Source organism: Escherichia albertii, from assembly GCF_028622335.1.
GTDB lineage: Bacteria > Pseudomonadota > Gammaproteobacteria > Enterobacterales > Enterobacteriaceae > Escherichia > Escherichia albertii.
On the sequence record NZ_CP117568.1, the window covers coordinates 1,012,460 to 1,038,604 of the forward strand.

Below are 26,145 nucleotides of genomic sequence, written 5' to 3' on the forward strand. Positions count from 1 at the left end.
GGTTCAGTCTATTTAACTCATTTACATGGAGGAAGTAAGAGTGGAAGCAACAGGTATCGTATTTTTAGTGGTGCTCTTCGTCATTATCATGACCGTAGCAGATATACAGAAGAAAAAGCACTACAACAGCTTTACGGAAGTTCTGGACGGCGACATTCTTTCGTATGAATGCCAACAGACAGGTATTGTTATTGATACACAAAAACATACTGTCCGTATTTTCAATAAAGATAAAGACAGCACATATACTTTTGATGAAATCCGGGAAATAAATTATACGCTTTCAGACGGTGGTAAGTTTTACGGCAATGGAACATTACGAGGTATGAATAATGCGGCTATTGCTAACTGGAGAGAACAACTTTCAGCTAATAAACGGTCTGGCCTAAATATTTTAACCGATGATATTAAAAACCCCATGTGGAAAGTTAATGTTCCCCTGAAAAATAAAAGCACCTCAAATCACGAACTTTGCGAGCGGTGGATGCTGGTATTTAAAAAGTATGTTTTCTGAGTCTCACCTTTCATCTATTTATGGAACAAAAATGAAAAAATTATTATTTGCTATTTTTAGCATACTTCCGCTTGGTGGCTGTACCGTTCATGGTAATAAATCCCTAACTGATGAAAATCATCAGACGGTTAAATTAAAAATCGTCAAGGGTAAAACTACCCAACGAGAAATTCTTGCTGCCTTTGGAGAGCCTCAGACACGCGCTACGAATGATGGACAGGAGATGTGGAACTACTCAAGAAAGCCAACTATCTAACTACATACCGGGCCTTGCTCTGTTGACCAATAGCAGCACGGCACACATTAAATCACTGGATATCTGGTTTAAGGGTGATGTTGTGGAACGTTATGATTTTCGTCAGACTGCAAGTAAGACTTCTCGCGGTTTGATGGATTAAAAGTACTATTACCATCATAACGTATTATGCGTTAATTATATATTCAGGAGTTAGACACTAACTCCTGCATTAAGTAATCCTATTTTAATTTCCTGTTATTATTTTACTTAGAATTTCGTCAATATATTCGGTTGTAACTATAAACGCATTTTTACCAATCTCACTTCGAAATATTTGGCATTCATCACTATGAAATTTACTAATGAAAAAATCAAATGAACACTGTGCTATAGCCTTATTAATACCATCCACGTTTGGTTTATCTTCTGGATTTGGCGTTGCATAAAGTAGCGAATATGAATCTAATGGAATATATATACATTTTAAATCATCATTACTTTCATAGAATGGCTTAAACTTTCGTTCCCCAGACACTTCAAAGATTACAATACTATCTCCTAAAATCAAAGATTGATTTGTTTTCAATACTTTGTAATGCATATTCTTATAAATATTACTTTTCTTATCCTCAGATGAAACCAAAACATCTAACTGAACCTTTTTTACTATTTCAGGTATTTTTGATATTATTTCTTGCTCAAACTTCGGAACTAATGTTGATAGCATCTTTTCTGCAGCATTTGGTAGCCATAATTGAACGTTATCAAAAAACATGGAGTTATATTGCTCATGTAGACTTGCTGGTATTGGTAGTTTATTTAACTCATTTTGAAGTAATTCTTTGATTGTTTTTGGATTTCTTTGGAAATAATCAATAAGAGTTTCCTTGTCTAGCAATCTGTTTTTTAATTGCTCACCAAAATATGCCCATGAATCTATCATGTTTTCTCTTAAGTTTTTTGTTCTAATCTCCATATGATAAATAAACTCGGCTAAATCTTTCCTGTTGTCTAGGTTGTAAGTCCCATCGACTAAACTATTAAGTATGCGTGAATAACTGTATGTTTCGTTTTCTGTTATTTTTTTATCAACGCTTGAATCGCCATAGTGAGAATAAAACTTGTTTTCCAAACCAATATTCTCTACTATCATGTTTTCCTTGAAACAATCTTTTCTATACCAGTTAGTAAAATACTTCCCATTTTTTTCGTTAGAAAAACCTCTTTGTAAAAAACGTGGGATAAAATGTTGCCTATTCCCTGCCATTATCTTCTCCTCATAGCAAATAAATATGGACAATATATTACCAACATTCTAACTATCATCAATGATTAAAACAGAGGAACAAAAGGATTCTCTCTCAGCGAATGGGAACAATGGAACAGCAGCGGTTTCTTCGTAATTGGACTGAAACCGTAGTATTGCATCGGAACAAAAAATTAACTTACCTTCCATCGCTCATCCTCCTCCTGTAGTTATCAGACTAAATATTTTACCAGAACATAGGTTGTTATCGCATTTTGATTTTTACTGATTCATATTCGTTGATGTGATCCTTAAAAGTGCTTATTGCTTTTAGCAATGACCTGTTAAGTAAACCATTAATCTCCTGTGATGTTTTCCCGTTTCTGACGACCACTATATATCCAAGAGTCAGATCTTGTCTTATCATTGGATTCAATGGCTCTATACCTATGCTAATCCCCGTGTTTTTGTATTTAGCAACCGGATACCCAACTGAACTATGGATAACAATATTGCCGCTATCTGCAAGCCTTGATAACATTCTGTCGCTGTATATCGCTTTTCTTAAATCCTGTAAAACAGGGATATAGTGTTTATCCATATTTTCTGTCAAAGCTGTAGGCAAGTAGATTTTTGTTTTTATTTTTCGCATGATATTTTTCCTGTTATTGTTTTTATTTAATACCATGCAACTAATAATAATATCAAAAATATTTATTATATTTTATAGGTGTTTTATAACATCTGTGATTTTATAGTTTCTTCACTCATCTGTGTAAGTTCTGAGACCAAGCGAATATAAATATTTTTCAACCTGTCTTTATCGCAACGACTTGCAGACTCTGATAACAGATAATGGTCATAGTTATTGACACAAATGCTGTTGCCGTTTTCAAGAGTTAATTTCAATCCAAGTTCTGTATCTTCTACTTTGTTTACAATACAGATCATAAATGGTGTTTTGTCATGTGGATGGAAGAGTGTGATCATTTTGATATTGTTCATTGTATTTTCCTTTTATTATTTTATTACTGTTTAATACTCCATCGTAAGCGTAAAAATCAAATATATCTGTGTTTTCTTCATGCTTTTACTTATTATTTTTAAACTACTTTTTGAAAAAATATTTATCTCTGTGCTGACGCACGGCTACGCCCTAACATTGACATTTTGTATTTGATTATACTACTATGAGGTAATAAACAAGTGTATTCGGTCATAGCCAGATCTATTTTCCTTTTAACTTTTAATTCGGATCCTATGTTTAAACATAGCATTCCCCATCTGACATATAGCATTTGCTCTTAAACGTATAGGAAAACTATATCTTGAGTAGCAGCACTTCGTGATTGTTGCCAACAATCACTCTGCTGTGAGGAGCTTGTCTCCGATAATGATGGATTTATCCAAAAAAAGATCGCGTCGTAGACGCTAATAAAACAAAAGAAATCTTAATTAAGCTCTCACAATAAAAGCAGCGGTTCGTGATTGTTCGAAACAATCACTTCGCTGATAGCAGTTATTAAGGAATACAATAGCCCCTGTAAAACCACTAAAACATAACGCAAAAGTAAAACTGGACTCTCTTAACTTCTTACTAATTATTTAATTATAAGCATAGTCCCGGACCAGTAAAATCGCGGCTTCACAACTTTTTTTCCTATGTTTAAACATAGCTTTTTTAACATATAACATTGTCATAATAATATACTTCCTATTTTATTTATAGTTCTACTATTGACTTTCACTTTTTTGCATAGTATTAAAATACATATAACAAAAATAATAAGAGAGAATAATATGAATACAAACGATGCTGACCTATTACACTTATTTGAATCATTAACTACAGAACAAAAGATTGATATCGCAAGACGCTTGCTACAAAACAAAGAAATAAAATCAACGACAGTTATTTCTTCTGAGGAAGATAAAGCTATTTCGTTTTCACAACCTTATGTGTTTGCTTTTACTTCCAACTTTCGAGTCTTCTCTGATCTTGACATATCCAAGAATGAATTCCGTGTATTAACCTATATCTTGGAGTATATGGAGTTTGGAAATCTGATCAATCTTTCGCAATCATCGCTGTGTAAAGCACTGAACATCGCTTCCGGTAATATGTCTAACATTTTTAAAAAACTCAGACAGAAAGGAATACTTGTAGAGCATCATGGTCATCTCTATATCAACTCTAACATTTTCGCAAAAGGGATGAGTCATCAACTGGATCAGAAACGAAAAGAACAGTTGAGCAACGCTCGCAATCTTTGCGCAGAGATAGAGCAGTATCCAGAAAACTATACGAAACATTCACAGGGAGAAAGAAGAAAACTGACCTTAGAAACAGAGGTTAAAGAAATTTATACTGACGCGTTTATTTTCAGTAAGAAGAAAAAGAATAACGCTGTTCCTAATCCCAATAACAGCATACATATTGATAAACCACGAAACGTATATAAAAGAACAAAGGAAAACGAGGAAGCAAGGAGGAACTCTGTTGACATAGAGTCTCATATGCAGAAAGTATCCAGATAAAATAACAACAACAAGGAAATAATAATGAAAAAACTACCCGGTTCGCTTGAGATTAAGCTCCACGAAAAGCTATCCAAGAGTGATATACTAAATATATTGGCTGAGCAGATGACCATGCTTGAGGAAACATTTGGCATTCAGGAGTTTAAGATTTTCTCTTACCTTGAATGCTACATAGGAGAAAAGAAACAAGCATTATATTATAGAAGTCGCAACAGTGCCGTAGCCACATTCAAATTAAAGGGTCTGGAATCCCCGGTAAACACGGCTAAGCTCATATCAAAAGAAAACGGACAACGCATTGTTTCCTTTGATAAAGAACTGGATATAGACAGAATATCTGCTACAGTCCGAAATATACAAAACAATAATCCTTATCAGGGGTGGTCTGAAGGTATCAGTGTTGTTCCTGCCTCAATCATTAGTAAAATAATCCAAGAGGATATAATACGAGCGCAGGAAGAACAAGGCAGACTTTACCGTATTGAAGAACAGCACAAGAAAGAAGAACAAATACGCAAAGCGAAAGAAAGAGAGGAATATGAACGACCTTTAAAAGCTTTTATTTCTTCAAAAATAAAAGAAAGCGGTTTATATGAGAAGGATTTCAGAAAACAGGTTTGTTCAAGCTGCGACTATCTGAAAGATCGCGCCACAAAATCAAGATACTTTAGTGAACGACCTGACTTGTTAGAAAAATATCATAATGAAAGATTAATTCGTTTCTCGATAAAAGGCACTGATGGTAAAGTAGGTAAAATAGAAATTTATACAGAGACAGGTGAACTTATTTTTGAACAGTATAAATCAAAGTAATATTTTTATACCTACGCCAATTTGACACTTACACCATATCTCGTAATATAAATATATCTATTATTTTATCTACGAGGTATTTCTTATGAGAAAAGTAAAAACAGACAACAGTGATTTAATCGAATACGTAAATACAGTCAAAGAACTAAAAAATCACATTCCAATAGAAGAATACAGAAATGAATATCGTAAACTACGTTCCGATGATATTCCATTGGTTAAAGCTCAGAAATTTAAGTCTGCCCATACCGAACTTCGCAGGCTGGAAAAAAAGAGAGAATCTCTTATTGAATACTTTATAGACGAGTTAAATCCCATCAGCAGTTCAAAAGCTAACACATCAGCCAAATCATCAGGTAATCTCGATTTATTTAACGAACGCGTGTTATACCGTAAGGCCATTTCAGATAAGAGTGATGAAGAAATAATAGCCTTGGTCATAAAACAACGCACAGAAGCCGCTGTTGAGTTCCAACGTTCAATTGAACATAGTCTTGAGCAACTATCTCGTATCTCGTCAGAGTTCGAACCATCAAACCAAAAGCGCAGGAAAATGTCTCTTTAAAACGACTCTATGCTATTCGTGTGAAATGTGATGTATTAGATTGCTTATGCAATAATGTTTACTATATTATTTACTGACTGTTTTTTTTGATTTTTCCAACAGCACCGTAAGCATTATTTTTATTAATCGCCTATTTTAAAACACCGGATGACATACTATGAGTGAAGCTCTTAAGGCACTGAACAATATTCGTACACTTCGCGCACAGGCTCGTGAAACAGATCTGGCAACTCTGGAAGAGATGCTGGAAAAACTCACCACAATCGTTGAAGATCGCCGTGAGGAAGAAAATTCAGCCCGTAAAGAACAAGAAGAACGTCAGGCTAAACTTGAAGCCTTCCGCCAGAAACTGTTAGAAGACGGTATCGATCCTACAGAACTACTCGCTTCCGTTGGTTCATCCCAGCCTAAAACCAAATCAACTCGTGCTCCTCGTCCTGCTAAATACAAATATACAGATGAGAACGGTAATGAGCAGACTTGGACGGGTCAGGGCCGTACTCCTAAAGCAATCGCCGCTGCTATCGAAGCTGGTAAAACGCTGGAAGACTTTGCGATCTAATCACAATAAAACCGTCAATCTAATTTGGCGGTTTTACTTTCGCTCCATCAGTAATTAACCTGCAACAATAGAGGCGACTACGAACAGGACGTTGAAATTAATCCATCTCCCCAAATGACTACAAAATAATGATGATTCATTCCCGAATATTAGAATTATCTCATCTCCTGTTGCTAGCCAATTATTGTTTGCTTACTGCATCCACACACGCGAACTATTTTTCAAGTATTTATTAAAGTATTCATGTCCATCTTTATTACTGGCAACATGCAACCTTTCACCATTTGTAATATCACGATAGTCAAATCCGATTAAAAAGAAACCTTCTCGGATTTTATAGGGATTAATGTTTATGCGTATAGAATTTTTTTCGGTCCAGTCAATCCACGTATTATCATTACCTTGATGCCAAATCTGAATGCTATGATTATAGAAAGTATTATTAAACGTGGAAAAGTAATGTCGAAATAACTCTTTTTTATCCTTAAATAGGCATTCAATTGCTTTGCGATCTGATTTGATATCAATTAAACTAATATTTTTACCATAATCAACCAAGCCATCTCGAATTACTTTATTTTTAATTATTGATTCCTTTATTTCATGTGATATATGATATGAGAAATCAATAATCTCGTTGCTAAATTTGTTAAACTCGTTATCAGAATAATGACCTGTTGCAATACTAATTGCAGCAGCAATATCCATAGTGGAAAAATGATAGTCACCGGGTTGGAAAAGCGAATTAATCATCCCTCTGAATTCTCTGGCATTCATCAAATCACATGGACTATACCATCCGCGCAGTTTATTTTCATTAACTCTACCGAGAATTTCAATAATATTTTTCTGATATAAATAATGTGAAAGTTTTCTCTTGAATATATAGTGAAATGGGGATGTGATTGTTTCAGATATTTTAAAAATGTCATTTATAATCATTTTAGTTCCCTAGCATCATTCTTAATTATTAGTGCATCAGATAGAATCTGGCTAAACAACACTTAAAAAAGATTTTTTTACTTTTGAAATTAACCTTCCCCATAAGGATGTTTTTTTATCCGTCGGTGATGAATTCGCCCATGAAGGATTCATAAGGTCACTTGGTAGCGAATATTTATGGTCATCCTCATCAACGACTACAGCATGTAGCTTCTCAGCTATCTGCAACATTTTACAGTAAAGGGCTTCGTCAGGATGTTTTGTTGAAATCCTTCCATCATTCCAATCAAGCCAAGGTTCATCGAGTTCACAATGCCCACTCCATGTAGCAAAAAAATCACCGTTCTTGTTATCTATAGATAGTTCTTTATCATCATTAACAAGCTGGAGCCATTCTTCACTACTGATTGGAGCACTTGCGCTATCGAACCAATGTTCCGTTCTTACAATGTGAAGCTCCCAGCCCATAACCACCTCCATGTTTTTAATATAGATACGTTATTATACAGAACACTTATCAGTCAATGAGATCTTCTGGCGAGACTCGGTCACACGCCATCTTCTCAAGCATTCTTTGTAATCTTTTCATTTTCAACTTACGCGCTTTTTTCTCACCAATCTCCTGATAGTATTCTTCACGACGTTCGTTAACCACGCTCCTGAACTTTTTCAAAAGCTGTTCAAGTGTTTTGATGTCAGTGGTTGCGGCTTCCGCTTGGATTTTTTTATACATATACATCACATGAAATTCATCAATCATTTTTTGCTCCTTGGATAGACAAATAAGATTTTTTATCAGCCCCATGAAGGGGCCGATATACGTCAGAACATATCAACATATTGATTCCGCCAGAACCGTATAATGCATTTTGGCTAATGCCTGCTTAACCCCTTTAAAATCCACCTCAGACAGTTTTTCAGCAGCGTTCTTTTTCCATGCTTTTTTCAGAAGATGTTTCTCAGCATTTCTCATCGCCAGATCGATTAGCCTACAGACAAACTCATGATCCATTACATGCGTTATAATCATATTGCTAGTCGTTTTATCCTTTGAGTTAAAAAGCTCCGCGTAGATATGCAAGGACACAATATAAAAGATTTCAGTGTTTTTATTTTTAAATGTATTCATTGGATTTTCCTTTTGGTTAATATTAAAAATGAAATGCTGTAGTATTAGCGGTATACACACTTATAGATAATCCAAAGCTGACGAAGGTGTTTCTTTACCTTACTGTGGCTTACTTCTCCATAAATCCGATTCCTTTTACCTTCTTCGGTGTCATCATAAAAATGATATCTCGTTTTTTAATGATACTTTCCATAATGTCATTCATATTATATTTATTGTTGATAAAATAATAAAAATCATCTGGTGCATTCCTATGCAATCCGTCCATATAGTTCCTGAAATAATATTCGGCTTGTTCAATAAAATGTTTTGTCGTAATAAGTTCTATCTTCATATTCTTCTCCATTATTGTTTAGGATAATAAGATGCCCTGTGCGAACAGTTATCTGTTCGACACGAGATCTTGTTTCTGTTTTTATGCAGCGTTCTGGCGTGAGTTTCGAATAGTCGCGTCAATCCATTCATCAATCTCACTTTCAATGAATGCCACCGCTCTTATCCCTGTTTTCACCTGCGATGGAAACCGTCCGGCCTTAATCAGTTCGTAAATCCACGTTTTACCAAATCCGGTGCGTTTTATTACTTCTGGTAAACGGATAAACGTTGTCTTTGCTTTTATTTCTCTTTTAACCATATTTATCTCCTGTGTTATTTGATGGAGATAATTGTAGGGAGATCGCTTGTGGAAAACTAGGTTGGTTCACCAGCCCTGAACCAGAGGGATGTTCAGGACCAGTGAATTCAGGGGATGTTTATAAGAAATGAATACAGGGGAAGTTCAGTGTTAGTGGATGTCCCTTGTTTTCTTTTTTGTTTCTGGTTTGTCATTCATTGCGATGACATCAAGAATAGGTGAGTTTTTCACCAGATTGTTTTTTATGAAAAAATCATTCAGTGACTTGAAATAATTGTCATTGCTTAAAAAACCGTGGGCAAGCGGATAATCAGTGTCTTTGATTTGCTCGCTACCTCTGGCATAACGCATATCGGGGTGTAGGATACCAGCCAATACAGGGTATTTGATTTTCTGGTTGTTGAGCTGTTCCCAAGCGATGAGGTCCATCAGTGGGATAATCTTGTAATCAAGTATCTTCTGGAATGTTTTATGACCAAACCGGAAATCTTTTTCCGGTGGTTTAGGCACTTTCAGGTGCTTTTGCCACTGACTGATAAGCACTTTCAGGTGTTCAGCCAGATCGTCACTGCTGGCTTCTTCCAAGTCAATTTCAATCAGCATCTTGTTCGCAGGATTCAGCCCTCCCTGTTTCAGGTATTCAGAGATGTAATCCGAACTCACTGAAACATTTTCTTCTTGAGGCGTATTCTCCAGCCGATACATTGCCCGTCCATAGTTAAACAGTGAGTTCCTTGTCATTGGCCTGACAGCATAGCTATGAGACAGCATGTGGCTTTCAGAGATCCATTTATCCTCCAGCAAGACCCTACCAGAGTGGATCATCGCATCATGGTGAATAACGGCATTACGATGCTTATCGTCCAGTGTTTCCCATTGCTGTCTGGCTTTATAGACAAACATGCGCCTTTCCAGCTCTGCATAAATTTGTTCCAGAGTGAGGTCTTTCAACGCATCATAGCGGCTAACATCAAACCATTTGCTTAATGCTTCCACTATCTCCGCGACAGGTATTCTTTTTGTCATTCTTTTCCCTAAAAATGTTGATGTTCATTACATTGACGTTAACGCATCCAGCAGCATAGAGAAAGGGAATAATGATAGCTGGCGCTCTCAGCATTGGTCATATAGTGTTCTTCTGTCTTTCGTTATCTTTCCGGGGGTAAACATATCGGGTAATAGCAGTAATCTGTTGAATCAGTGATTGAAGATTTGTAGCAGAAGAGGGAGATCGTTCAGTGAGGTTCAGTGAAGCGTATTGTCATAACTAATTGATAGTAATTGACTTTATGGTGATATGGCATTAAAAATGCTGGTAAATATGATGGTAAAAACAAACGCCATTTTTTGAAAGCCACTAACAGCAGGAGATACAGATGAAGTTCGAGTCCAGTCAGAGGAGCCAAATTTAAAAAAGCCTGCTTTCAAGCAGGCTTTTTGCTTTTTACTCGACTGTCATTTTAAAGCATCTTCCCTGATTCGGAATTAATTTGTACTGGCATACCTGAGCGACGTTGTAACGTGGCATTTGCGCGATTCGCATCAACGCCTTGTTCGTTGATAAACGTCCGCAAAGAAGGCGTTATCGGCAAAGGAACTTTTCTGTCTGACTCATACTCCGCACGATTGCGCGACAACGGTTCATGAACCTCCAGCCATTTCGAACCGTCTGGCTCCGTCGTATATTTTATCGGTTGATCAATAATCTGTACGCGTGTACCTACAGGCACGTTATCGAACAGGTATTTGATATCATCATTACGCAGGCGTATACACCCCTGACTTACCCGCAGTCCGATACCAAAATTTGCGTTGGTTCCGTGGATTGCATAAAGCCTACCGATGTAAATAGCATATAGCCCCATGGGATTATCGGGGCCAGCAGGAACAAACGCAGGCAAACTCTCGCCACGTTTAGCATATTCGCGGCGGGTATTGGGTGTCGGCGTCCAGGTTGGCGCTTCTTGTTTACGCTCCACGGTTGTCACCCAGTTACGCGGCGTTTCACGCCCTGCCTCGCCAATGCCTACAGGAAACACTTCCACAGTATTGCTGTCTGGCGGGTAATAATAAAGACGCATCTCAGCGACGTTAACGACAATCCCCTTCCGGGCAGTAGCAGGCAAAATAAGCTGCTGCGGTATGATCAATTGTGAACCCGACTTTGGTAAGAAAACGTCTACTCCCGGATTTGCTTCCAGCATATTACTCAGACCTTGCCCGTGTTGTGCGGCAAAGGTTTCCAAAGGCCGGGTATTATGCTCAGGAACAGTTATCGTAATGGGCTGCCCCACCAAACGACTGCCCTCAGGAGGTAATGGATAAGTTACCGCCAGGCTATTATGACTGACAAAAAGTAGAACCAATGAACAAAAAATATTTACACGACGCATCATTTCCCTTTCCTAAGTCGCGAAAGCAATTCAATTATTATAGCTTTTCCCAGACTTTTCGTTTCTAACAGTGAATTTCAAACGGTTTTTATGCCAGGTGTCCCCCCCCCCGTTACTTTATTCGTACCCCTTATAATGGGGTGTTAGCCAGCCAGACCCGGCATGATTACTGCCCCCAGTCGTCCATGATCCGGGGGGTGATGTCACCGGGTCTGGTGGGGCGCTGGTAACCGCTAATAGGGGTCAGGTCAGGCACTTTTGCCGGGACCGTCTGTAACGTGGATGCCGGTACCTGCTCCCCGTGGTTATCTGGTTAACCCATATACAAGGGAGACAGAATGACCGAATCCAGCGATTACGAATCCGTCCAGGTCTTTATCGGCGTTGATGTCGGTAAAGATACGCATCACGCTGTAGCCATTAATCGTTCAGGTAAACGCCTGTTCGATAAAGCATTACCCAACGACGAAAACAAACTCAGGTCGCTAATATCTGACCTGAAACAACATGGTCAGATACTGCTGGTTGTTGATCAGCCAGCTACCATCGGTGCGTTACCTGTCGCCGTTGCCCGCTCAGAAGGAGTCCTTGTCGGATACCTCCCTGGACTGGCCATGCGCCGCATAGCCGACTTACACGCCGGTGAAGCTAAAACTGATGCTCGTGACGCTGCCATCATTGCCGAAGCTGCCCGTACCCTGCCTCACGCGCTACGCACGCTGAAACTGGCTGACGAGCAAATCGCCGAACTCTCCATGCTCTGCGGCTTCGATGATGATCTTGCCGCACAGACAACGCAGGCCAGCAACCGTATCCGCGGCCTTCTGACCCAGATACATCCGGCACTGGAGCGCGTTCTCGGTCCGAGACTTGATCACCCGGCGGTACTCGATCTTCTCCAGCGATATCCCTCACCAGAAAAACTCGCTTCGCTGGGTGAGAAGAAGCTGGCAGCCCAGCTCTGCAAACTTGCGCCTCGTCTGGGTAAACGCCTTGCAGCAGACATAGCTCAGGCACTGGCCGAACAAACCGTCGTCGTTCCCGGCACGAATGCCACTGCCGTAGTACTGCCACGTCTGGCACTCCAGCTCATCACGCTGCGTAAGCAAAGAGACGAGGTGGCGCTTGAGGTAGAACAGCGAGTTCTTGCTCACCCTCTTTACCCGGTCCTGACCAGTATGCCCGGAGTCGGTGTCAGGACCGCAGCCAGACTCCTCACCGAGGTCGCCTGCCGCGCCTTCGCCTCTGCCGCACATCTCGCTGCTTATGCTGGCCTTGCGCCGGTAACTCGGCGATCCGGCTCGTCAATACGCGGTGAGCATCCCTCGCGACGGGGTAATAAAGCTCTCAAACGGGCGTTGTTCCTGTCGGCCTTCGCCGCGCTCAGGGATCCGCTCTCCAGGGCTTACTACACCCGCAAAATGAGTCAGGGAAAACGACACAATCAGGCGCTTATCGCCCTGGCGAGACGACGCTGCGACGTTCTGTTCGCCATGATGCGCGACGGGACTTTTTATACCCCGCAGGCGTCATAACATGCTTGACAACTTAATAGGGGCACCCCCCTTGATTCAATGTTGAGACAGAACTCAATCTCTGCCGGGATAACATGGCTTCCCTTAAGCTATCGGCCTTACAATAGCGCCAGCAAGAAAACCAGTTCCCCCAGTTCAATAGCCGCCCCCAACGTATCGCCAGTTTGCCCTCCCAGAGTACGTTTAAGTAGCTGACCAAGTATGAAAATCGCCGCCATCGTAACCACCATAGCAGCCACACCCTGTATACCTGGCAATAATATTGCGGAAAAAATAACCGCCAACCCAATGGTGACACAGGTTTGCTGTCCCTCTATCTTACCGATGAAAACATTACCAAGCCCCTCCTCCCGAGCATAACGATGACGATACATCAGCAATACGGCGCTACCACGACTTACAGCACAAGCCGCCGCCAACGATGCAAGCATCGGCTCACCGCGCAAGGCCAGCTCACTCAACACCAAAATTTTTGCCAGCAGGACAAAAATCAGCGCCAGACCACCATGGGTTCCTAAACGGCTATCGCGCATAATTTCCAGCATGCGATCGCGACTACGTGCCGAAAAAACACCATCGCAAGTATCCGCAAGACCGTCCAGATGAAACCCGCCCGTCATCAAAGCCAAAGCCAGTACACTAAACAGCGCAGCCAATGGGATACCACACCATGCCTGTAACGCGATAAATACCAGACCACTAATTGCGCCCAGTAATAATCCAATTAAAGGAAAGGTAATAATACCGCGAGAATAATGTTCAAAATCCAACTCCTGGGACCAGCGTCGAGGAACAGGCAGACGTGTAATAAAAGAGAGCATCGCCCAAAATAATTTACTCATTTAAATTTTACTCCAATACCTGGATCGACCAACCATACTTCATCTTCCACAACAGCTAACCATTGATTTCCTCATCTGGCAATATCACGAAGATATCGCGCCAGACGATTTTCCAACACAATGTTCATCACCACCTCATTGGTCACTAATACGACCGTTGCAGGACAAGGTTGACACGTGTAATCAACGACGGAATCTCGCCATCGTATCGCGGCTATATTCAAACAACAGATTAGTCACCATTGTCATAATACATTCCAGCAACACAGCATTCTGCGAATTAATGTCTACGTCAATTAACCCATTACGTTGTTGCCAGCATTCCACGTGCGCCGGGCGACTTTGCCGATGATGCTCTATCCGTGCCGACTCTTCTCGTCACAAAAATCATCAGACTGACTCCTGGTTCAATTATGTGATGATATTTTTTAATCAGAACAATGGATACTCCATCGTTGCTGACCGTAATAACATTACCGCGACGAATACTGCGCGCAATAAAAACTTATTTTTATCAACATATTATGAATTAAAACCGCATTGTGGAATAGCTCGATTTTCTCTTGTTAACGCCCGACAAAGTGCGTCACTGACGGCGGTTCTCCGACGTTGACACGCCTCATCCAGATAATGGATTAATGCTGTTGCACCACCAGCCGGACCAGCCAGCAAGCGGGCATTGTGCTCTGCTATTAAGATGACCGTCACTCCATCAGAGTGAGGGAGATTTTCTGGTATGAATGCCCCGCTTTCAGCAATCAATAACAACACTGAATAATCACGAAACGCATCTGATAACGATTGTAATAGCCCACCGTTGCAAGACCGGAAGCCTTGCTGCCAATCCTCACCGACAAAACAGGTTATTGGCAACATGCCAGCCAGATATTTCGCCAGTTCAACATCGCCAGATGAGAGACAAAAAAGACCTATTGATTCTGGCTTTATCGTTTTCATACCTCCCGTCTCCCACTTGATTTACGGCCATGACGGTCAGAACGATATGCCATGAAAAAAGATTGCTGCGCTTTAACTGCACTCCTGATGCCTGTCGGTTTTACGATGAATGAACTTAATAATGTCGCCATACCCTGATCCTTTCAGGGTGGTAGGGGTATAAAGACGCGCCAGTACCCAACAGGGCTCTTCTGGACAACCCACTTCCCACCGAAGTTGTTGGTATTAACTGACAGGCAGGTCTTCTGGCTTAGCATCATCCTCACCCGACCTTCCCGATCTCACGATCAGTGGCATTTTCGGGGTTGTCAGCATTACAGCAGCGGGGGCTGCGAGGGATTTCCACCCTCTTCCCAGGCACAAATGTGCCAAACCTGTCAGCGTATGTTATGAGCTGATTTCACTTTTCCCATAACACGTCAATGAATTATTACTGCCAGAGTCTATTTAATTATCCCTCATTTTTTACATTGAATTTATGCCGTTTCCGCAGCCGTATTTTCGCTAATTTGTTGACGATATACCTGCGGCGTTACCTGATAAGTCTGTCTAAAAACTTTGCAAAAATAACTGGTTTGTGAGAAGCCTAAATTACGCGCAATGCTGGCGATGCTCCAGTCACTATGACACAGCAACTCACGGGCGCTGGCCATCCGTTGTTGGTTTACCCACGCATTAAAACCAATTCCGTGATATTTCTTAAACAACTTACTGAAATAATAAGGGCTTAGATAAACATGCGAGGCAACATCTTCCAAACGCAAATCGTCTGATAAATGCGCATCTATATAACGTAATGCTTTTTTCATTTTATTATCGTGGGGATTAGGCGTACGAGTCTGGCGCACCGAATCCGAATGAGATTTATTCTCTTTAATAACGACAAAATTGAGTTGCTTCTTGAGACAATTTTCCACAATCAACTTCAACAAATCGGCAGAGGCCATAACTCTCGAGTAATCCATCTCCGGTACTTTGCGAAATTCATTAAGTAGTTCGGGGTCTGCCTGCCAACAATCATCAACATTCAGAATATCAACCAAATCGACATCATCATTACGCAGGCGAACTTGTCCACACAACACAAAGCCAACTAAATGCCCGGAGATCACCAGAGGAATTGAGAAATCGGTTAATCCTGCGTGACAGCGATAAATACACGGTTGATCGGATTTAGAAGATTCCAGGCCCCCACAACGATCGCTCATACGGCAGCGAGTACTAAGCTGAGGATGCTGCCGCATCATCTGACAAAATGGAGTGAAGTTAAACAGTTCTGAGATTTCATCACCGTGGATATTGACCACGACAACCGCAAGGCTGGTCGCCTGCGCAAAATCCTGCGCGATTTTATTAATGAGTTCTGAATTAAGTGTCGCCGCAGAAATCATGATAAAACCTCCCAGTTAATTTGTTGTTATAGTAAAAACAATTGCTTTACATTTAAACTTCACATCATCCCTGATGTTTAACTGACGCGAAGTATACTGGACAATAACAAAAGCCTCCGTAGCGTGGGAGACTTTTTAATAAGTTCGGAAAGCAGATCACAAACAGTAAAAAAATAAACGATTATAACCGCCAGATTATTTCACTATTCGCTGATACCTTTAGGCGTAACACTATTGACAGGTAAATTCTGCGCAATGAGAAAGCGATAAATTGCCGCACCAATACATGCACCAATAACCGGAGCAATAATGGGTACAACGAAATAAGGAATATTGCGTCCGCCAGTCATCGCAATTTCCCCCCACCCCGCAAGCCAGGTGAAAATTTTTGGCCCAAAATCACGCGCTGGATTCATGGCAAAACCGGTTAATGGTCCGGTAGAAGCACCAATAACAGCGACCAGAATACCAATCAGTAAAGGCGCAAGAGGGCCTTTTGGCACGCCATTACCATCATCGGTCAATGCCATAATCACCCCCATTAACATAGACGTGATGACTACTTCAACCAACGCCGCCTGCCATATATTTAACGCCGCTGCAGGATAAGTACTAAAGATACTGGCAAGTTGTAAACTTTCTGCACTACCACGAACCATATTGTGGGCAGATTCAAAATCGATGAACAAATTGCTGTATAAAAAATACGCCAGAACCGCACCACCAAAGGCTCCCGCTAATTGCGCCACACAAAATGGCAGCACTTTACGACCAGGAAAAGCGGCAAACAACCATAGAGCAATCGTAACCGCGGGATTGAGATGAGCGCCGGAAATTCCTGCCGTAAGGTAAACAGCAAGCGAAATACCTAATCCCCAAATGATACAAATTTCCCACAGACCCAGACTTGCCCCGGCAAGTTTGAGCGCACACAAACAACCAATGCCAAAAAAGAGGAACAGTCCGGTGCCTAAAAACTCGGCAACGCATTGCGCCTTGAGTGAATCATTCATAGTGACACCTTCTTTGCGGAATTTATTTCTTCATCAGCCAATAGTGCGCTGATTGTTGTGTATATCGAGCGCAACTATAAAAATTGCTCTGGGGAAAATATTGCCAACATGCATGATTGACTCGTGGAAAAGTCGTGTTGATATAGCAAATTATTGTTATCGCTAAAACCTCAACACAGCAATAATCACGGTTTAAGCAGCAAACACCACCAAATTTCCACAATAAAAAATTGTCATCCTTACATAATAAAACTTAAACAAGTATCACAATTCACGCCAACGCACTAAACTCAACAGAGCACTATTTAAAATAAAATCCTCGGTAGCAATGCCATTAATTCACATCAAACACCGCAGAAAATAATCAACAAATTAATGACCTATGACCAATGAAAGCAATTTTATAATATTTATTCTCTATTAATTTTCCTCATAGACCGATTAAGTCAGCCATTCTTTTTCTTCGCTTTTTTTTATAGTCATATCGTCAAAAAAACCAGGCGAGGTCTTTATGCAACAAGAAGCGTTAGGAATGGTAGAAACCAAAGGCTTAACTGCCGCCATAGAGGCCGCAGACGCCATGGTGAAGTCGGCAAATGTATTACTGGTCGGCTACGAAAAAATAGGCTCCGGGCTGGTGACCGTCATCGTTCGTGGTGATGTCGGGGCTGTAAAAGCGGCAACAGACGCAGGTGCCGCCGCCGCGCGTAACGTCGGTGAAGTAAAAGCAGTACACGTTATTCCCCGCCCACATACCGATGTCGAAAAAATCTTACCAAAGGGAATTAACCCATGAGCAGCAATGAACTGGTCGAACAAATCATGGCACAGGTCATCGCCCGCGTAGCGACGCCAACGCATGAGGTTCTCCCAAAAACCACTCATCAAACACGAGAGACGGCTATGGCAGAAAAAAGCTGCACGTTAACGGAATTTGTTGGCACCGCTATTGGCGACACTGTAGGTCTGGTCATTGCGAACGTTGATAGCGCCCTGTTGGACGCGATGAAACTCGAAAAACGCTATCGCTCCATTGGCATTCTGGGTGCGCGTATTGGCGCAGGTCCACACATTATGGCCGCTGATGAAGCGGTAAAAGCCACAAACACTGAAGTTATTAGCATTGAACTTCCGCGCGATACCAAAGGCGGTGCCGGACACGGCTCGTTAATCCTCTTAGGCGGCAACGATGTTTCCGACGTGAAACGCGGTATTGAAGTTGCCCTGAAAGAACTCGACCGGACCTTTGGTGATGTCTATGCCAACGAAGCCGGGCATCTTGAACTGCAATACACCGCCCGCGCCAGCTATGCACTGGAAAAAGCGTTTGGCGCACCTCTGGGTCGCGCTTGCGGCGTTATTGTCGGCGCTCCAGCCGCTGTTGGTGTTCTGATGGCCGATACCGCGCTGAAGTCCGCCAATGTGGATGTAGTGGCATACAGCTCACCAGCTCAAGGCACCAGCTACAGCAATGAAGTCATTCTGATTATCTCGGGTGACTCCGGCGCAGTCCGTCAGGCGGTCATCTCCGCACGCGAAATCGGTAAAACCGTACTTTCGACTCTCGGCGATACACCGAAAAACGATCGCCCTTCCTACATCTGAATTCCCTGAGGCAGATTCATGAGATCGAAAAGATTTGAAGCACTGGCCAAACGTCCGGTCAACCAGGACGGTTTCGTTAAAGAGTGGATTGAAGAAGGCTTCATTGCGATGGAAAGCCCGAACGATCCAAAACCGTCAATAAAAATTGTTAACGGCGCCATCACCGAACTGGATGGAAAACCTGCCAGCCAGTTTGACCTGATCGACCACTTTATCGCCCGCTACGGCATCAATCTCGCGCGTGCCGAAGAAGTCATCGCGATGGACTCGGTCAAACTTGCCAATATGTTGTGCGATCCCAATGTCAAACGTAGCGATATCGTTCCCCTTACCACTGCAATGACGCCCGCTAAAATCGTCGAAGTAGTTTCGCAAATGAATGTGGTAGAGATGATGATGGCGATGCAAAAAATGCGCGCCCGTCGGACACCATCACAACAGGCTCACGTCACAAACGTTAAAGATAATCCAGTACAAATTGCTGCCGACGCGGCTGAAGGTGCATGGCGAGGGTTTGACGAACAGGAAACCACCGTCGCCGTTGCTCGCTATGCGCCGTTCAACGCCATCGCTCTGCTGGTGGGTTCGCAGGTTGGGCGCCCGGGCGTTTTGACCCAATGTTCACTGGAAGAAGCCACCGAACTGAAACTCGGTATGCTAGGCCATACCTGTTATGCCGAAACGATTTCTGTCTACGGCACAGAACCCGTTTTCACCGATGGCGATGATACCCCGTGGTCAAAAGGATTTCTCGCGTCGTCTTATGCTTCTCGCGGCTTGAAAATGCGCTTTACTTCCGGCTCCGGCTCTGAAGTGCAGATGGGCTACGCGGAAGGGAAATCAATGCTTTATCTCGAAGCTCGCTGCATTTATATCACCAAAGCTGCAGGTGTTCAGGGGTTGCAAAATGGTTCGGTAAGTTGCATTGGCGTTCCATCGGCGGTGCCGTCAGGCATCCGTGCAGTGCTGGCGGAAAATTTAATTTGTTCATCGCTTGATCTGGAATGCGCCTCCAGTAACGACCAGACCTTTACCCACTCAGATATGCGCCGTACCGCGCGTTTCCTGATGCAGTTTCTGCCGGGCACTGACTTTATCTCTTCCGGTTTTTCCGCTGTGCCGAACTACGACAACATGTTTGCCGGTTCAAACGAAGACGCCGAAGACTTCGATGACTACAACGTCATTCAGCGTGACCTGAAGGTTGATGGCGGTCTGCGACCGGTGCGCGAAGAAGATGTTGTCGCCATCCGCAATAAGGCTGCACGCGCTTTACAGGCTGTCTTTGCCGGTATGGGATTACCCCTGATTACCGATGAAGAGGTCGAAGCAGCGACCTATGCCCACGGCTCGAAAGATATGCCGGAACGCAACATCGTAGAAGACATTAAGTTCGCCCAGGAAATTATCAATAAAAACCGTAACAGCCTGGAAGTAGTGAAAGCCCTGGCGCAAGGTGGTTTTACCGATGTCGCCCAGGACATGCTCAACATGCAAAAAGCGAAACTGACCGGCGATTATCTTCATACCTCAGCCATTATCGTCGATGACGGACAAGTGCTCTCTGCGGTCAATGACGTCAATGATTACGCCGGACCGGCTACGGGTTATCGCCTGCAAGGAGAACGCTGGGAAGAAATCAAAAATATCCCCGGCGCACTTGATCCCAACGAAATTGACTAAGGGTGAGAAATGGAAATTAACGAAAAATTACTACGTCAGGTAATCGAAGACGTGTTGGCAGAAATGCAAACCAGCGACAAGTCCGTGTCATTTCGCACACCTGTCGCCGCTACTGCCACTTCCACACCGGATGCCGGGAGTTTTTTGACCGAAACTGGCGAAGCCCAACAAGGTACTCAACAGGATGAAGTCATTATTGCTGTAGGCCCGGCATTTGGCCTGGCGCAGACCGTCAATATTATCGGCATTCCGCATAAAAACATCTTGCGCGAAGTGATTGCCGGCATCGAAGAAGAAGGCATTAAAGCCCGTGTGATTCGCTGCTTTAAATCGTCTGATGTCGCATTCGTGGCGGTCGAAGGCGATCGCCTTAGTGGTTCCGGCATTGCTATTGGTATTCAGTCAAAAGGCACCACGGTTATCCACCAGCAGGGGCTTCCCCCTTTGTCTAACCTGGAACTTTTCCCGCAAGCGCCTTTGTTGACGCTGGAAACTTACCGCCAGATTGGCAAAAACGCTGCGCGTTATGCGAAGCGTGAATCTCCACAACCAGTTCCGACCCTCAACGATCAAATGGCGCGGCCTAAATACCAGGCCAAATCAGCCATTTTGCATATCAAAGAGACGAAGTACGTGGTAACTGGCAAAAAACCGCAAGAACTGCGCGTGACGTTTTAACAAAGGAAACCTTCATGAATACCGATGCAATTGAGTCGATGGTCAGGGACGTGTTGAACCGCATGAACAGTCTACAGGGTGCAACCCCTGTTTCTGCGACCCCCAACTCGTCAATACAGAGCGCCAAAGTGACTGATTACCCGCTGGCAAATAAACATCCAGAATGGGTCAAAACGGCGACCAATAAAACGCTCGACGATTTCACGCTGGAAAATGTACTCAGCGATAAAGTCACCGCTCAGGATATGCGCATAACCTCTGAAACATTGCGTATTCAGGCCGCGATTGCCAGAGATGCTGGTCGTGATCGCCTGGCGATGAATTTTGAACGTGCCGCCGAGCTTACATCCGTGCCAGACGATCGCATCCTTGAAATCTACAATGCGTTACGCCCTTATCGTTCAACTAAACAAGAACTCATTGCCATTGCTGACGATCTTGAACGTCATTATCAGGCCAAAATTTGCGCTGCATTTGTCCGCGAAGCCGCAGAACTGTATGCCGCGCGTAAAAAACTGAAAGGCGACGATTAAGGACGAACTATGCGATATATAGCAGGCATTGATATTGGCAATTCATCCACAGAAGTTGCCCTGGCGACGCTCAGTACGTCTGGAGAATTGTTATTCGTGAGCAGCGCCCTTGCGGAAACCACCGGAATCAAAGGTACGTTGCGTAACGTGCAGGGTATTCAGGAGGCTCTCGTACAGGCAACGAAAAAAGTCGGCATCAATGTCAGCGATATTTCACTTATTCGTATCAACGAAGCAACTCCTGTCATTGGCGATGTGGCGATGGAAACCATTACGGAAACCATCATCACCGAATCAACCATGATTGGCCACAACCCGAAAACTCCGGGCGGAGTGGGACTGGGCGTGGGGCTCACTATCACTCCACAAGAGTTGTTAACACGCCCGGCGAATGCCCCGTACATTCTGGTCGTGTCATCGGCATTTGATTTTGCCGATATCGCGACCATGATAAACGCCTCCATGCGTGCCGGGTATCAACTGACTGGCGTTATTCTGCAACGCGATGATGGCGTGCTGGTCAGTAACCGACTGGAAATTCCTTTACCCATTGTTGATGAAGTCCTCTATATCGATCGTATTCCGCTCGGTATGTTGGCCGCTATTGAAGTCGCCGTTCCCGGGAAGGTTATCGAAACCCTGTCTAACCCGTATGGGATTGCTACTGTTTTCACCCTCAATGCCGAAGAGACTAAAAATATCGTTCCTGTTGCACGAGCGCTAATAGGCAACCGTTCTGCAGTCGTGGTGAAAACACCGTCTGGAGACGTTAAAACCCGTTCGATACCCGCTGGAAACATCGAGCTGCTTTCTGCCGGGCGTACAATACGAGTTGATGTTGCAGCAGGTGCCGACGCCATTATGAAAGCAGTCGGCGAGTGCTCAAAACTGGAAAACGTAACAGGCGAATCCGGTACCAATATCGGCGGTATGCTGGAGCATGTTCGCCAGACTATGGCGGAGCTGACCAATAAACCCAGCCACGAAATTTTTATTCAGGATTTACTGGCGATAGATACCTCTGTTCCCGTCAGCGTAACCGGTGGTCTGGCGGGTGAATTTTCACTGGAACAGGCTGTAGGTATCGCTTCAATGGTGAAATCCGACCGTCTGCAAATGGCGATGATCGCCAGTGAAATTAAGCGAAAACTGCATGTTGATGTGCAGGTCGGAGGCGCAGAAGCAGAAGCCGCAATTCAGGGAGCCTTAACTACCCCTGGAACCACACGCCCTCTGGCAATTCTGGACTTAGGCGCAGGCTCTACCGATGCCTCCATCATCAATCAAAAAGGGGAAATGATAGCCACTCACCTTGCGGGAGCGGGCGACATGGTGACGATGATTATTGCCCGGGAACTGGGCTTAAATGATCGTTATCTGGCAGAAGAAATCAAAAAGTACCCGTTGGCAAAAGTAGAAAGCCTGTTCCATTTACGCCATGAAGACGGCAGCGTTCAGTTCTTCCCTACTCCATTATCCCCTCATGTATTTGCCCGCGTTTGTGTGGTGAAACCCGACGAACTGGTGCCCATTCCCGGCGATTTAACGCTGGAAAAAGTACGCGCTGTTCGTCGCAGTGCAAAAGAGCGCGTCTTCGTAACCAATGCCCTGCGCGCGCTACGTCAGGTAAGTCCTGGCGGAAATATTCGCGATATTCCATTCGTCGTTCTGGTAGGCGGTTCTTCGCTGGATTTCGAGATACCGCAGTTAGTTACCGATGCGTTGGCGCATTATCGCCTGGTCGCCGGGCGCGGGAATATCCGTGGAAGCGAAGGTCCGCGCAATGCAGTAGCTACCGGGCTACTCATTTCCTGGCACAAGGAGTCGGCTTATGGAAAGTAAAGATCATGCGCCAGTCATTGTCGTCACGGAAATCGGTAACTGTATCGATACATGGAATGAGGTGCTTCTTGGCATTGAAGAGGAAGGTATTCCCTTTCACATTCAACAGATCCCGTCAGGTGAAGTTATCGATAGCGCCTGGCAGGCTGCTCGTCAGTCCCCCCTGCTGGTTGGCATAGCCTGCGACCGGGAAAAACTGATTGTGCATTACAAAAACTTACCGACATCAGCGCCACTGTTTACGCTGATGTATCAACAAGATAACCATGCCCGGCGCAGCATCGGCAATAACGCTGCCCGCCTGGTAAAAGGCATTCCTTTCCGGGAAGGCCACTCATAATCCACAGGAGAAACGCCGTATGAACAACGCACTAGGACTGGTTGAAACAAAAGGGTTAGTTGGCGCAATTGAAGCTGCAGATGCCATGGTTAAATCTGCCAACGTACAGCTGGTTGGCTATGAAAAAATTGGTTCGGGTCTGATTACGGTGATGGTCCGCGGTGATGTTGGCGCAGTAAAAGCCGCCGTTGATGCCGGGAGCGCTGCGGCAAGCGCCGTTGGCGAGGTGAAATCCTGCCATGTCATCCCGCGCCCACACAGTGATGTTGAGGCTATTTTGCCTAAATCTGCATAACCCCATTTGCTAAGGAGCACAGCGTGAAACAATCACTGGGATTACTTGAAATCAGTGGCCTGGCCCTCGCCATCAGTTGTGCAGACGCGATGGCAAAAGCCGCGTCCATCACGCTGGTTGGCCTTGAGAAGACCAATGGTTCAGGCTGGACGCTCATCAAAATCATCGGTGATGTCGCCTCGGTTAATGCGGCAATCGCGACGGGTGCCAGTTTCGCCGGACAGCGAAATGGCCTTGTCGCGCACAAAGTGATTGCCCGCCCGGGAGAGGGCATTCTGCCCCACATACCAGAAGCCTTGAATGTGGCGGTTGAAACAAGTGAAACTCCAGCACCAACAGTCGCCTCAGAGGTTATCAGTTGTAATTTGTGTCTTGATCCGGCGTGTCAACGGCAAAAAGGTGAGCCCCGCTCTCTTTGCCTGCACTCCGCTAAGTGAGGGGAGTAACAATGGATAAACAAACCTTGCAGGAGACTGTTAACCTGGTCCTGAATGAGATGCGCAAGCGCCCTATCCCTCTGGGTGTTTCCAGTCGTCATATTCATCTTTCAACGGCGGATTATGTGCACCTTTTTCCTGAACAACCGATCAGCGAGAAAAAGTTGTTATTGCAACCAGGTCAATTCGCTGCTGAACAGGTTGTTACGCTGGTGGGACCAAAAGGGAAATTACACAACGTTCGCTTGTTGGGACCGCTACGTAACTCAAGTCAGGTGGAAATTTCCCGGACCGACGCCAGAACGTTAGGGATCACCGCCCCGCTACGCATGTCAGGCGATCTCAGCGGTACTCCTGGGATTCGTTTGATAAGCCCATTTGCGGAGCTGGAAATCGCCTCTGGCGTTATTGTCGCGCAACGGCATATCCATATGTCTCCGCTTGATACCCTGATTTATGGCGTTACGCATGGCGATAAAGTGGCGGTTGCCATTGAAGGTAATGAGCGACGACTGATATTTGATAACGTTGCTGTTCGCGTCTCACCGGATATGCGCCTTGAAATGCATATTGATACCGACGAGGCCAACGCCGCAGGCGCTGATAACCCTGACGTTTTTGCCACACTGGTGTCGCTGCCATGAATAACATGCTGATGCAACGTATTGTTGACGAAGTGATTCTTCGCCTGAAGCAACGTGCGAAAAAGACACTCACGCTGACTGTTTCGCAACTGCGAGAAGCCAGCGTTCACGAGATAGTTCATCAGTATGCATCGTTACAAATTCGATACGTCGATCTGCTGTTGTTGCGACAACTAACGGACAACGAAACGTCAGATCACGCGGCGCTCCACATTCACGAGGCGTTAGGCTGGGGAATGCACATTCAATTGTCGTTACAGAGTCATTTCCTGAACGCCATCAAATTACAGGCTCTTACCCGTCTACCGCTAACCTGGTGCGATGAACAAGGGCAACCGATCTACCTTCATCATAACCGACTTTTAAGTTATGCCGACATAGCGCAGCGATGCGCGGGAATAGTGGTGCTGCAACGAAAATGTTGTGTGACCGCACTTGCGCGTGAAGCAGCAATTACCCGAAACATTCAGTTAATCAGGCAGGAATAACCTATGCATCTGGCTCGAGTCACTGGCGCGGTGGTATCCACGCAAAAATCACCTTCTCTGGTCGGGAAAAAACTGCTGCTGGTTCGCCGGGTCAGTGCTGATGGCGAACTGCCTCTCACGCCATTAACCGGCGACGAAGTTGCCGTTGATTCAGTCGGCGCTGGCGTCGGTGAGCTGGTACTCCTCAGCAGCGGCTCCAGCGCCAGACATGTTTTTAGCGGCCCCAACGAAGCCATCGACCTGGCCGTGGTCGGCATTGTAGATACGCTTTCGCGCTAAGGAGTT

32 protein-coding genes, 3 pseudogenes and 1 riboswitch are annotated in these 26,145 nt (G+C 44.1%); of the genes and pseudogenes, 19 read left to right on the top strand and 16 right to left on the bottom strand.

Features of this window, described 5'->3' with window-relative positions; translation table 11 throughout:
* Window positions 1-40: 40 nt before the first annotated feature.
* Window positions 41-514 (top strand): DUF4755 domain-containing protein, encoded by a 474-nt coding sequence (locus tag PS053_RS05000; RefSeq protein ID WP_021580836.1) that lies wholly within the window; start codon window positions 41-43, stop codon window positions 512-514.
* A 31-nt stretch (window positions 515-545) separates the two neighbouring features.
* Window positions 546-912 (top strand): annotated as a pseudogene (locus PS053_RS23070) (hypothetical protein).
* Between the two features lie 84 nt (window positions 913-996).
* Here the strand turns inward: PS053_RS23070 and PS053_RS05010 are convergent.
* The 3 genes from PS053_RS05010 to PS053_RS05020 form a co-directional block, all read right to left on the bottom strand.
* Window positions 997-2,019: a DUF4238 domain-containing protein gene (locus PS053_RS05010; RefSeq protein ID WP_000918422.1), complete on the bottom strand. Its 1,023-nt coding sequence runs from the start codon at window positions 2,017-2,019 to the stop codon at window positions 997-999.
* A 244-nt stretch (window positions 2,020-2,263) separates the two neighbouring features.
* Window positions 2,264-2,650: a hypothetical protein gene (locus PS053_RS05015; protein ID WP_032181097.1), complete on the bottom strand. Its 387-nt coding sequence runs from the start codon at window positions 2,648-2,650 to the stop codon at window positions 2,264-2,266.
* Between the two features lie 83 nt (window positions 2,651-2,733).
* A complete protein-coding gene (locus tag PS053_RS05020) occupies window positions 2,734-3,003 on the bottom strand; it encodes a hypothetical protein (RefSeq protein WP_001524918.1) in 270 nt (89 codons plus the stop codon).
* 795 nt (window positions 3,004-3,798) lie between these two features.
* On the opposite strand from PS053_RS05020, the gene PS053_RS05025 reads away from it, so the two are divergent.
* From PS053_RS05025 to PS053_RS05040, 4 genes are all read left to right on the top strand, one after another.
* Complete coding sequence (locus PS053_RS05025; RefSeq protein ID WP_097316588.1) at window positions 3,799-4,536, top strand: replication/maintenance protein RepL; 738 nt, start codon at window positions 3,799-3,801, stop codon at window positions 4,534-4,536.
* Between the two features lie 24 nt (window positions 4,537-4,560).
* On the top strand, window positions 4,561-5,352 hold the full coding sequence (locus tag PS053_RS05030) for a hypothetical protein (RefSeq protein WP_256878912.1): 792 nt from the start codon (window positions 4,561-4,563) through the stop codon (window positions 5,350-5,352).
* A gap of 85 nt (window positions 5,353-5,437) precedes the next feature.
* Entirely contained in the window at window positions 5,438-5,917 is a 480-nt protein-coding gene (locus PS053_RS05035) for a DUF4756 family protein (RefSeq protein WP_032181104.1), read from the top strand.
* 157 nt (window positions 5,918-6,074) lie between these two features.
* Window positions 6,075-6,479, top strand: a complete 405-nt coding sequence (locus tag PS053_RS05040; protein WP_001287374.1) for an H-NS family histone-like protein — start codon at window positions 6,075-6,077, stop codon at window positions 6,477-6,479.
* 192 nt (window positions 6,480-6,671) lie between these two features.
* Here the strand turns inward: PS053_RS05040 and PS053_RS05045 are convergent, their stop codons facing one another.
* The 8 genes and pseudogenes from PS053_RS05045 to ldtA all read right to left on the bottom strand — a co-directional run bounded on the left by PS053_RS05045 (window position 6,672) and on the right by ldtA (window position 11,580).
* The gene (locus tag PS053_RS05045) at window positions 6,672-7,421 is read right to left on the bottom strand and encodes a hypothetical protein (RefSeq protein WP_256878911.1); all 750 of its coding nucleotides are present in this window, start codon (window positions 7,419-7,421) and stop codon (window positions 6,672-6,674) included.
* Between the two features lie 51 nt (window positions 7,422-7,472).
* The gene (locus PS053_RS05050; protein ID WP_256878910.1) at window positions 7,473-7,889 is read right to left on the bottom strand and encodes a thioredoxin; all 417 of its coding nucleotides are present in this window, start codon (window positions 7,887-7,889) and stop codon (window positions 7,473-7,475) included.
* 49 nt (window positions 7,890-7,938) lie between these two features.
* Entirely contained in the window at window positions 7,939-8,181 is a 243-nt protein-coding gene (locus PS053_RS05055) for an H-NS family histone-like protein (protein ID WP_001773974.1), read from the bottom strand.
* A 72-nt stretch (window positions 8,182-8,253) separates the two neighbouring features.
* Window positions 8,254-8,550, bottom strand: a complete 297-nt coding sequence (locus PS053_RS05060) for a hypothetical protein (protein WP_256878909.1) — start codon at window positions 8,548-8,550, stop codon at window positions 8,254-8,256.
* A gap of 44 nt (window positions 8,551-8,594) precedes the next feature.
* Window positions 8,595-8,884, bottom strand: a pseudogene (locus PS053_RS05065) (hypothetical protein).
* An 81-nt stretch (window positions 8,885-8,965) separates the two neighbouring features.
* Window positions 8,966-9,184: a helix-turn-helix transcriptional regulator gene (locus tag PS053_RS05070; RefSeq protein ID WP_023155944.1), complete on the bottom strand. Its 219-nt coding sequence runs from the start codon at window positions 9,182-9,184 to the stop codon at window positions 8,966-8,968.
* Between the two features lie 150 nt (window positions 9,185-9,334).
* Complete coding sequence (locus tag PS053_RS05075; RefSeq protein WP_032217205.1) at window positions 9,335-10,210, bottom strand: DUF6387 family protein; 876 nt, start codon at window positions 10,208-10,210, stop codon at window positions 9,335-9,337.
* 434 nt (window positions 10,211-10,644) lie between these two features.
* On the bottom strand, window positions 10,645-11,580 hold the full coding sequence (gene ldtA, locus PS053_RS05080; RefSeq protein ID WP_123057932.1) for a L,D-transpeptidase: 936 nt from the start codon (window positions 11,578-11,580) through the stop codon (window positions 10,645-10,647).
* A 335-nt stretch (window positions 11,581-11,915) separates the two neighbouring features.
* On the opposite strand from ldtA, the gene PS053_RS05085 reads away from it, so the two are divergent.
* Complete coding sequence (locus PS053_RS05085; RefSeq protein ID WP_256878908.1) at window positions 11,916-13,112, top strand: IS110-like element ISEc20 family transposase; 1,197 nt, start codon at window positions 11,916-11,918, stop codon at window positions 13,110-13,112.
* A gap of 98 nt (window positions 13,113-13,210) precedes the next feature.
* Here the strand turns inward: PS053_RS05085 and cobS are convergent, their stop codons facing one another.
* The 5 genes and pseudogenes from cobS to pduF form a co-directional block, all read right to left on the bottom strand.
* Window positions 13,211-13,954 carry an adenosylcobinamide-GDP ribazoletransferase gene (cobS, locus tag PS053_RS05090; protein WP_256878907.1) on the bottom strand — a complete coding sequence of 248 codons (744 nt, stop codon included), beginning with the start codon at window positions 13,952-13,954 and terminating at the stop codon, window positions 13,211-13,213.
* Window positions 13,951-14,329 (bottom strand): annotated as a pseudogene (locus PS053_RS05095) (bifunctional adenosylcobinamide kinase/adenosylcobinamide-phosphate guanylyltransferase); the annotation flags it as partial. The pseudogene PS053_RS05095 and the gene cobS, both read right to left, overlap by 4 nt.
* Window positions 14,330-14,476: 147 nt before the next feature.
* The gene (locus PS053_RS05100) at window positions 14,477-14,911 is read right to left on the bottom strand and encodes a hypothetical protein (protein ID WP_002461881.1); all 435 of its coding nucleotides are present in this window, start codon (window positions 14,909-14,911) and stop codon (window positions 14,477-14,479) included.
* A gap of 218 nt (window positions 14,912-15,129) precedes the next feature.
* Window positions 15,130-15,304: riboswitch (cobalamin riboswitch) on the bottom strand.
* 83 nt (window positions 15,305-15,387) lie between these two features.
* On the bottom strand, window positions 15,388-16,302 hold the full coding sequence (gene pocR, locus PS053_RS05105; protein ID WP_000622051.1) for a transcriptional regulator PocR: 915 nt from the start codon (window positions 16,300-16,302) through the stop codon (window positions 15,388-15,390).
* Window positions 16,303-16,505: 203 nt separating this feature from the next.
* Window positions 16,506-17,315: a propanediol diffusion facilitator PduF gene (gene pduF / locus PS053_RS05110; RefSeq protein ID WP_105228382.1), complete on the bottom strand. Its 810-nt coding sequence runs from the start codon at window positions 17,313-17,315 to the stop codon at window positions 16,506-16,508.
* Window positions 17,316-17,826: 511 nt separating this feature from the next.
* Between pduF and pduA the strand changes: the two genes are divergently transcribed.
* From pduA to PS053_RS05170, 12 genes are read left to right on the top strand one after another with little or no spacing between them, the layout of a single operon-like run.
* A complete protein-coding gene (gene pduA, locus PS053_RS05115) occupies window positions 17,827-18,111 on the top strand; it encodes a propanediol utilization microcompartment protein PduA (protein WP_001183614.1) in 285 nt (94 codons plus the stop codon).
* On the top strand, window positions 18,108-18,920 hold the full coding sequence (gene pduB, locus PS053_RS05120) for a propanediol utilization microcompartment protein PduB (protein ID WP_256878905.1): 813 nt from the start codon (window positions 18,108-18,110) through the stop codon (window positions 18,918-18,920). The genes pduA and pduB overlap by 4 nt, the downstream gene beginning before the upstream one ends.
* An 18-nt stretch (window positions 18,921-18,938) precedes the next feature.
* Entirely contained in the window at window positions 18,939-20,603 is a 1,665-nt protein-coding gene (gene pduC / locus PS053_RS05125) for a propanediol dehydratase large subunit PduC (protein ID WP_044710462.1), read from the top strand.
* Between the two features lie 9 nt (window positions 20,604-20,612).
* Complete coding sequence (locus PS053_RS05130; RefSeq protein WP_000405061.1) at window positions 20,613-21,281, top strand: propanediol/glycerol family dehydratase medium subunit; 669 nt, start codon at window positions 20,613-20,615, stop codon at window positions 21,279-21,281.
* Between the two features lie 14 nt (window positions 21,282-21,295).
* On the top strand, window positions 21,296-21,814 hold the full coding sequence (gene pduE, locus PS053_RS05135; RefSeq protein WP_025238814.1) for a propanediol dehydratase small subunit PduE: 519 nt from the start codon (window positions 21,296-21,298) through the stop codon (window positions 21,812-21,814).
* 9 nt (window positions 21,815-21,823) lie between these two features.
* A complete protein-coding gene (locus PS053_RS05140) occupies window positions 21,824-23,656 on the top strand; it encodes a diol dehydratase reactivase subunit alpha (protein WP_113622676.1) in 1,833 nt (610 codons plus the stop codon).
* Complete coding sequence (locus tag PS053_RS05145) at window positions 23,646-23,996, top strand: glycerol dehydratase reactivase beta/small subunit family protein (protein ID WP_044711190.1); 351 nt, start codon at window positions 23,646-23,648, stop codon at window positions 23,994-23,996. The genes PS053_RS05140 and PS053_RS05145 overlap by 11 nt, the downstream gene beginning before the upstream one ends.
* 19 nt (window positions 23,997-24,015) lie before the next feature.
* Window positions 24,016-24,291, top strand: coding sequence for a propanediol utilization microcompartment protein PduJ (pduJ, locus tag PS053_RS05150; RefSeq protein WP_001057752.1), 276 nt, complete (start codon window positions 24,016-24,018; stop codon window positions 24,289-24,291).
* 23 nt (window positions 24,292-24,314) lie between these two features.
* A complete protein-coding gene (locus PS053_RS05155) occupies window positions 24,315-24,728 on the top strand; it encodes a BMC domain-containing protein (RefSeq protein WP_000814155.1) in 414 nt (137 codons plus the stop codon).
* A gap of 11 nt (window positions 24,729-24,739) precedes the next feature.
* Window positions 24,740-25,372, top strand: a complete 633-nt coding sequence (locus PS053_RS05160) for a phosphate propanoyltransferase (RefSeq protein WP_059218629.1) — start codon at window positions 24,740-24,742, stop codon at window positions 25,370-25,372.
* Window positions 25,369-25,860, top strand: coding sequence for a microcompartment protein PduM (pduM, locus tag PS053_RS05165; protein WP_059218628.1), 492 nt, complete (start codon window positions 25,369-25,371; stop codon window positions 25,858-25,860). The genes PS053_RS05160 and pduM overlap by 4 nt, the downstream gene beginning before the upstream one ends.
* 3 nt (window positions 25,861-25,863) lie before the next feature.
* The gene (locus tag PS053_RS05170; protein ID WP_000549830.1) at window positions 25,864-26,139 is read left to right on the top strand and encodes a EutN/CcmL family microcompartment protein; all 276 of its coding nucleotides are present in this window, start codon (window positions 25,864-25,866) and stop codon (window positions 26,137-26,139) included.
* Window positions 26,140-26,145: the final 6 nt, after the last annotated feature.

Excerpts from the sequence above, each read along its gene's own strand:
- PS053_RS05010 (WP_000918422.1), bottom strand. The coding sequence starts at position 2,019 with ATGGCAGGGAATAGGCAACATTTTATCCCACGTTTTTTACAAAGAGGT.
- PS053_RS05015 (WP_032181097.1), bottom strand. The coding sequence starts at position 2,650 with ATGCGAAAAATAAAAACAAAAATCTACTTGCCTACAGCTTTGACAGAA.
- PS053_RS05020 (WP_001524918.1), bottom strand. The coding sequence starts at position 3,003 with ATGAACAATATCAAAATGATCACACTCTTCCATCCACATGACAAAACA.
- PS053_RS05025 (WP_097316588.1), top strand. The coding sequence starts at position 3,799 with ATGAATACAAACGATGCTGACCTATTACACTTATTTGAATCATTAACT.
- PS053_RS05030 (WP_256878912.1), top strand. The coding sequence starts at position 4,561 with ATGAAAAAACTACCCGGTTCGCTTGAGATTAAGCTCCACGAAAAGCTA.
- PS053_RS05035 (WP_032181104.1), top strand. The coding sequence starts at position 5,438 with ATGAGAAAAGTAAAAACAGACAACAGTGATTTAATCGAATACGTAAAT.
- PS053_RS05040 (WP_001287374.1), top strand. The coding sequence starts at position 6,075 with ATGAGTGAAGCTCTTAAGGCACTGAACAATATTCGTACACTTCGCGCA.
- PS053_RS05045 (WP_256878911.1), bottom strand. The coding sequence starts at position 7,421 with ATGATTATAAATGACATTTTTAAAATATCTGAAACAATCACATCCCCA.
- PS053_RS05050 (WP_256878910.1), bottom strand. The coding sequence starts at position 7,889 with ATGGGCTGGGAGCTTCACATTGTAAGAACGGAACATTGGTTCGATAGC.
- PS053_RS05055 (WP_001773974.1), bottom strand. The coding sequence starts at position 8,181 with ATGATTGATGAATTTCATGTGATGTATATGTATAAAAAAATCCAAGCG.
- PS053_RS05060 (WP_256878909.1), bottom strand. The coding sequence starts at position 8,550 with ATGAATACATTTAAAAATAAAAACACTGAAATCTTTTATATTGTGTCC.
- PS053_RS05070 (WP_023155944.1), bottom strand. The coding sequence starts at position 9,184 with ATGGTTAAAAGAGAAATAAAAGCAAAGACAACGTTTATCCGTTTACCA.
- PS053_RS05075 (WP_032217205.1), bottom strand. The coding sequence starts at position 10,210 with ATGACAAAAAGAATACCTGTCGCGGAGATAGTGGAAGCATTAAGCAAA.
- ldtA (WP_123057932.1), bottom strand. The coding sequence starts at position 11,580 with ATGATGCGTCGTGTAAATATTTTTTGTTCATTGGTTCTACTTTTTGTC.
- PS053_RS05085 (WP_256878908.1), top strand. The coding sequence starts at position 11,916 with ATGACCGAATCCAGCGATTACGAATCCGTCCAGGTCTTTATCGGCGTT.
- cobS (WP_256878907.1), bottom strand. The coding sequence starts at position 13,954 with ATGAGTAAATTATTTTGGGCGATGCTCTCTTTTATTACACGTCTGCCT.
- PS053_RS05100 (WP_002461881.1), bottom strand. The coding sequence starts at position 14,911 with ATGAAAACGATAAAGCCAGAATCAATAGGTCTTTTTTGTCTCTCATCT.
- pocR (WP_000622051.1), bottom strand. The coding sequence starts at position 16,302 with ATGATTTCTGCGGCGACACTTAATTCAGAACTCATTAATAAAATCGCG.
- pduF (WP_105228382.1), bottom strand. The coding sequence starts at position 17,315 with ATGAATGATTCACTCAAGGCGCAATGCGTTGCCGAGTTTTTAGGCACC.
- pduA (WP_001183614.1), top strand. The coding sequence starts at position 17,827 with ATGCAACAAGAAGCGTTAGGAATGGTAGAAACCAAAGGCTTAACTGCC.
- pduB (WP_256878905.1), top strand. The coding sequence starts at position 18,108 with ATGAGCAGCAATGAACTGGTCGAACAAATCATGGCACAGGTCATCGCC.
- pduC (WP_044710462.1), top strand. The coding sequence starts at position 18,939 with ATGAGATCGAAAAGATTTGAAGCACTGGCCAAACGTCCGGTCAACCAG.
- PS053_RS05130 (WP_000405061.1), top strand. The coding sequence starts at position 20,613 with ATGGAAATTAACGAAAAATTACTACGTCAGGTAATCGAAGACGTGTTG.
- pduE (WP_025238814.1), top strand. The coding sequence starts at position 21,296 with ATGAATACCGATGCAATTGAGTCGATGGTCAGGGACGTGTTGAACCGC.
- PS053_RS05140 (WP_113622676.1), top strand. The coding sequence starts at position 21,824 with ATGCGATATATAGCAGGCATTGATATTGGCAATTCATCCACAGAAGTT.
- PS053_RS05145 (WP_044711190.1), top strand. The coding sequence starts at position 23,646 with ATGGAAAGTAAAGATCATGCGCCAGTCATTGTCGTCACGGAAATCGGT.
- pduJ (WP_001057752.1), top strand. The coding sequence starts at position 24,016 with ATGAACAACGCACTAGGACTGGTTGAAACAAAAGGGTTAGTTGGCGCA.
- PS053_RS05160 (WP_059218629.1), top strand. The coding sequence starts at position 24,740 with ATGGATAAACAAACCTTGCAGGAGACTGTTAACCTGGTCCTGAATGAG.
- pduM (WP_059218628.1), top strand. The coding sequence starts at position 25,369 with ATGAATAACATGCTGATGCAACGTATTGTTGACGAAGTGATTCTTCGC.
- PS053_RS05170 (WP_000549830.1), top strand. The coding sequence starts at position 25,864 with ATGCATCTGGCTCGAGTCACTGGCGCGGTGGTATCCACGCAAAAATCA.